Source organism: Tenacibaculum agarivorans (assembly GCF_001936575.1).
GTDB lineage: Bacteria > Bacteroidota > Bacteroidia > Flavobacteriales > Flavobacteriaceae > Polaribacter > Polaribacter agarivorans.
The window spans coordinates 1-6,444 of the sequence record NZ_MSMP01000070.1 but is presented as its reverse complement, the minus strand read 5'-3'; the positions used below and the strand labels follow the sequence as shown (position 1 = coordinate 6,444).

Sequence of the window (6,444 nt, the reverse complement as noted above, 5' to 3'; positions counted from 1 at the left end):
AAAAACTCTTCAGAAAAAAGGAGATACTATATGATTCAGAAGCAAATGTTAGTACAAGTACTGATTACTTTTACGATTACGATCACCATTATCAAGTAGCAGGATCAGAAATGACTAATAGTAAAGGTGAGTTATATAAAACAGAAAATACATTCAGTATTTTACCTGATCCATTTAGAATACTTCCTAAAGGAACTACAACCTATAAAGGAAATGTGAAAATTGCTGAACAAAAAACGATTCATGCCAATAACCACAATCCATCTAACATATATTTACCGAAATATATACAAGCTATTAAAGGAACTGCTGCATTAGAAAGTCGTATCATATATCATAATTATGACGCTTATGGCAATCCAAAAGAAGTAAGTAAAAATAATGGTTCAAAAATCTATTATGTTTGGGGATATCAGGGTACGCAACCGATTGCTAAAATAGAAGGGTATACTACAATGAATAGTACTCAATTATCAGCAATCAATGCAGCTATTATAGCATCAGATGCAGATAAAAGTGTTGCTACAGAAAACACCTTACGTACACGTTTAACTACATTACGCAATACTTTTGCCAATACACCAGCACAGGTAACTACATTTACCTATGATCCTTTAATAGGTGTTACCAGTACTACAGATCCTAGAGGATATACTATGTATTACAGTTATGATGAATTCAATCGACTGCATCTAGTAAAAGATCAGGACGGTAACATAACGCAAGAAAATAAATACCAATATAAAAACTAAAAATGCTAAGAAAAATGAGATATATATTATGTATGATTGCAGTATTGTATACTGTAACAATCAAAGCACAACTAGGACCAGTACCTATTGGACCAGATGATCCTATTGCCCCTAGAATATCAGCTACCTTTACTGGAGGGAATAAAGCCAATGTAAATGATATTAAAACGTATACAGTTAGTATTGATGGTCGTATCATAGAGGGATCTTGGAATATAGACGGAGCTATTATTTTAAGTGAATCTACTACTTCTGTTAGAGTACAATGGATTCATAGCGGACATAGTTTTATCACCTTTGCAGGGAAAAATAGTTTAAATCAAAGTTTTTTAGCAGGTCATGTAGTAGAAGTAAGTGCTTCAGCTGTTCCAGCGAAGCCTTCAAATCCAACTATTAAAAGTCAAAATTGTGGTAGTGCTACCTTACAACGTGGACTTCCACCTGTTGGCATAACTTGGTATTGGCAAGGCACTAATGCTTCTGGAACTAGTACTTCTAACTCTAGTGCTACTTACACAGCTAATACAGGAGGGAAATACTTTTTAAGAGCCAGAAATAATACAAGCGGACAATGGAGTACACAATCTGCGGTTGTACAAGTACAATTAACAGGAGGAAGCCCCAGAACTTGGTATGCTGATACGGATGGAGATGGTTTAGGAGATCCTAGTGTAACAAAATTAGATTGTACTCAGCCTTCAGGTTATGTAGCTAATAATAATGATCTATGTCCTACAGAACATGGTGCAGGTGCGGCTAATGGTTGCCCTAATCTTGGTAATTTAAGTAATGAAAATTATGTATATACCATTACACCTCAAAAACCAGTAACTAATACTTCTCAACTTAGTAAAAATAGTGATGCATTAAAAAGTGTGGTGTATTATGATGGCTTAGGAAGAACAAAACAAAGTATTGCTATTAAGCAAAGTGCTAGCCAAAAAGATATCATTACCCATGTAGCCTATGATGCTTTAGGTAGGATGGAAAAAGAGTATTTACCCTATGGATCAACAAGTAGTAATGGTTTATATAGAGCCAATGCAGCTACGGAAACCAACAACTATTATAAAACAAATTATAGGGAAGATATTAATACGTTAACACCTAATCCTTATAGTGAAAAAGAGTATGAAAATTCACCATTAAACCGAGTAAAAAAGCAAGCCGCTCCAGGTTATGATTGGCGTATGGGTAGCGGACATGAAATAGAGTTTGAATATAAAAGTAATACTAATAGAGATGTACGTAAATATTATATTACAACTACAGTGTCTAGAAACACTTATTTACCTACATTACAATTAAACACGGCAGCAGATAATAATTACGGATATTACAAAGCTGGAGAACTGACCAAAACCATAACAAAAGACGAAAATCATAGTGGAACAAGTAAAAATCATACTACTGAAGAGTTTAAGAACAAGCAAGGTCAAGTAGTTTTAAAACGTACCTATAATAACAATGTAGCTCATGATACCTATTATGTATATGACGATTTTGGAAATCTAACTTTTGTACTTCCACCAAAAGCCGAACCACACACAGCTAAACCAGACAGTGTAGAGTTAAGCGAATTATGCTACCAATATAGATATGATTATAGAAACCGCTTAGTACAAAAGAAAATTGCAGGTAAAGATTGGGAATACATTATTTATGATTTATTAGATCGACCTGTATTAACTCAAGATGGATTACAGCGCCCAAACAAAAAATGGTTATTTACGAAATACGATATTTTAGGTAGAGTAATTTACACAGGTATCTATACGCATAGCGGTATACTTTCTCAAGGACAAATGCAGGATCTTGTAAATGCTACTAATAATACTGATGTAGAATTATACGAAACTAAACTGACCACAAGTGGTGGTTTAGGTATTTATTATAGTTATAGTGATTTTCCTAAAACCAATTTAGAAGTACTTACAGCAAACTATTATGATAACTATACATTTAACCGAGCAGGAGCAGCTGCAAGTGTAACTAATATTTACGGAGTAAACTCTACGCCATCTACTAAAGGATTAGCTACAGGTACTAGAGTAAAAGTATTAGGTACTGATAAATGGATTACTACAGTAAACTATTATGATGCCAAAGCTAGACCAATTTATATATTTACAAAAAATGATTATTTATTAGCTACAACTACAGTAAAATCAAAACTAGATTTTACAGGTAGAGTTCTAGAAACCATAACAGGACATAACAAAACAGATGATAATTTATCTGTTATTACTATTGTAGATAAATTTACCTACGATCATACGGGTAGATTGCAAAAGCAAACTCAAAAAATAGGAAGCCAAGCAGAAGAAGTAATTGTTTATAATACTTATGATGAGTTAGGAAGATTAAAAAACAAAGGTGTAGGAGGAAAAACAAACCAAAGTAGATTACAAACAGTAGATTATAAGTATAACATCAGAGGTTGGTTAACTGATATTAACAATAGCGCTAGCTTAGGGAATGATTTATTTGCGTTTAAAATTAACTATAATACAACAGGGCATAGTGGTACAAAACTATTTAATGGAAATATAGCAGAAACTGAATGGCGTACTAAAAATGATAACACACTACGTTGGTACCGTTACAATTACGATGATTTAAATAGAATTACTAGTGCTATAGACAATGCAAATCGTTATAGTTTAAGCTCTGTTAATTATGATAAAAACGGAAATATTACTAATTTAGAGCGCCGTGGGCATACCAATGCAAGTGCTACCAGTTTTGGAATCATGGATAAGTTACAATACACCTACGGTAGTAGGAGTAACAAACTAACCCAAGTAGAGGAACTCTCAGGAGGAAATAGTACTTTTGGATTTAAAAATGGTTCTAATGCTACTACAGAATACACTTATGACGCCAACGGAAATCAACTAAAGGACCTGAATAAAAACATGACATCTAATACCTTGTATAATCATTTGAATTTACCAACCAGAGTAACTATTGGAGGTCAACATATTTATTATGCTTATGATGCTACAGGAATAAAGCAACGTAAAATAGTACAAGGTGTAGTTACAGATTATGCAGACGGTTTTGTATATAAAAAGAGTGGTTCAGGTGCTAAAACTTTAGAGTTTTTTAGCCATGCTAAAGGTTATGTAGCTAGATCAGGAAATACATTCAAATATGTATATGAATTCAAAGATCATTTAGATAATGTAAGATTAAGTTATACGGATAATGACGGTAACGGTAGTATTGCTACATCTGAAATTATTGAGGAAAAAAACTATTATCCCTTCGGTCTTGCTCATCGTGGATATAATTCTATTGTTAGACCATATGGTAACAATACAGCGCAAAAATTTGGATTTAATGGAAAGGAACTAAATGAAGAATTAGGACTAGAATGGATTGATTTTGAAGCTAGAAATTATAATCCCGATTTAGGTCGATGGATGAATTTAGATCCTTTAGCGGAGGAAATGCGTAGACATTCACCCTATAATTATGCTTTTGACAATCCTATTTATTATATAGATCCTGATGGCATGAAACCTATGGTTGGAAATGAGGATTGTCCTAATGGGGATTGTGATGACCAAGAAAGTAAAACTGAACCTGTTCCTCTAGATTCTAACATTACACCTAGTAATTTAGATACAAAATCCGTTAGGGATAAAATTAACAGAGGATTAATAGATATTACGAGAGGAAAAGGACTAGGTAATGTTAGTGGGGCAGCAAAAAATGTTGATAATTTATTAAAAACAGGATTAGCTGATGGTGGTACAGCTACTGTAGAAGGTACAATGAGTGATGCAGCAGGAGTGCCTGATTCTGTTACCTTAGAAATGACAACTGAGGTTGATATGGAAAGTATTGAATTAGCACATATAAAAGAAACCGATGATAATAACGAAATTGCTAATTCAATGGATATAAAAAACCAAGATGAATCTAGTGTTACTGGTACAGTTTCAAAAAATGGAGCGGAAGTAAAAGGTAATAAAGGAAGTTCTGTAGAAACAAATACTTCAATAAGTAGAAAAAGATCAAATTCTTCAAGCTCTACGAAAACTTATGTATATAATGCTAATATGACAACTACCATTAATGTAAGTTTAAGTAGAAGGGGTCCATGGGATGCTATACGATTTGGTGAGGGAACTACCAGTTTTCAATTAAAAACAACTTTTAGAGGCTCATTTAGAACAAGAAATAAATTAAAAACCAAAAAGAGATAAAAATGAATAACAAAATTAGTTTAAGAAAAATAATCCTTATCGTAGGGTTGATTATAATGAATTTTTTATTAGTAAAACTTATTATATATAGTCTTCCACCATCTGTAAGTTATGAGGAGGATTATAAGGTATATTTTTCAGAATATTTACTTTATACTGGAGTTATATTCCTATCTCTTTTCTTGTACTTAAATTTTATAGTGAAAGAATATAAAGAAAGGATTAGAGATATATTGATTACTGTTGCTAATCTCGGTTTTATATTAATTTTTCTATTTAATTATCCATTATTAGGATTGTCAGGTTTAGTTTTAACTCTATTTTCAATGGTGAGCCTAGTAATTATAGATTTAAAAGAAAAAGCAAAGAAATAAATTTATATTATAGTCAAATTAACTATTGTTTGATTATATTTATTTGTAGTAGTAATAGTCACTTTTCCCCGAAAGGAAAAAACTAATCTATAGTCTGAAAAGAGCCTCATTTACGAGGCTCTTTTTATCTCTAAAATAGTTACTACTATTAATTTTATTATACTTTGTTTCACTTGATTTTTGTATTAAAATTAGACTAATCAATAATTTCTTTTTTGGGTTTTTCTATTTCCTATATATAATATGTTAGTATCCTAATTTCATTCTGAGCAGGAAAACCTAAACAATACTAAGGCTCACTATTACAAAAACTCAGATCATACAAGTTGTAAACCTATTTTAGGATTTAGATTTTGCGTTATAATTGCGTTTTCTTGCGCTTTTTTATTCCTCATAACTTATAGGATGTTATTACCCTAATTTCATTCTAAGTAGGAAAACTTAAACAATACCAAAGCTGATTATTACAAAAATCCTCAGGTCATAGAAGTTGTAAACCTATTTTAGGATTTAGATTTTGCGTTTTCTTGCGCTTTTTTATTCCTCATAACTTATAGGATGTTATTACCCTAATTTCATTCTAAGTAGGAAAACCTAAACAATATTAAGGCTGATTATTACAAAAACCTCAGATCATACAAGTTGTAAACCTATTTTAGGATTTAGATTTTACGTTATAATTGCGTTTTCTTGCGCTTTTTTATTTCTCATAACTTATAGGATGTTATTACCCTAATTTCATTCTAAGTAGGAAAACTTAAACAATACCAAAGCTGATTATTACAAAAATCCTCAGGTTATAGAAGCTGTAAACCTATTATAGGATTTAGATTTTGCGTTATAATTGCGTTTTCTTGCGCTTTTCTATTCCTTATAACTTAATAGGATGTTATTACCCTAATTTCATTCTAAATAGGAAAACCTAAACAATACTAAGGCTGATTATTACAAAAAAACTAAGATCATACAAGTTGTAAATCTATTCTAAGTTTAGATTTTGCGTTATAATTGCGTTTTCCTGCGTTGCCAAATTGAGGCGGTAATAACAAAATTTAGCATAGTTAAAGATTTTTTTCTTAGTGAGTAAATCACTAATTCTAA

At 31.6% G+C, this 6,444-nt stretch carries 2 protein-coding genes and 1 pseudogene; all 3 read left to right on the top strand.

Annotated elements, in window-relative coordinates; genetic code table 11:
* Positions 1–752, top strand: a pseudogene (locus BVC87_RS23625) (hypothetical protein); the annotation flags it as partial.
* 14 nt (positions 753–766) lie between these two features.
* Positions 767–4,969, top strand: a complete 4,203-nt coding sequence (locus BVC87_RS22790; RefSeq protein WP_159439408.1) for a DUF6443 domain-containing protein — start codon at positions 767–769, stop codon at positions 4,967–4,969.
* Positions 4,970–4,971: 2 nt separating this feature from the next.
* Positions 4,972–5,343, top strand: a complete 372-nt coding sequence (locus BVC87_RS22785) for a hypothetical protein (protein ID WP_075344706.1) — start codon at positions 4,972–4,974, stop codon at positions 5,341–5,343.
* Positions 5,344–6,444: the final 1,101 nt, after the last annotated feature.

What these genes read in the sequence shown, in the direction of transcription:
- BVC87_RS22790 (WP_159439408.1), top strand. Translation starts at nt 767, where the DNA reads ATGAGATATATATTATGTATGATTGCAGTATTGTATACTGTAACAATC.
- BVC87_RS22785 (WP_075344706.1), top strand. Translation starts at nt 4,972, where the DNA reads ATGAATAACAAAATTAGTTTAAGAAAAATAATCCTTATCGTAGGGTTG.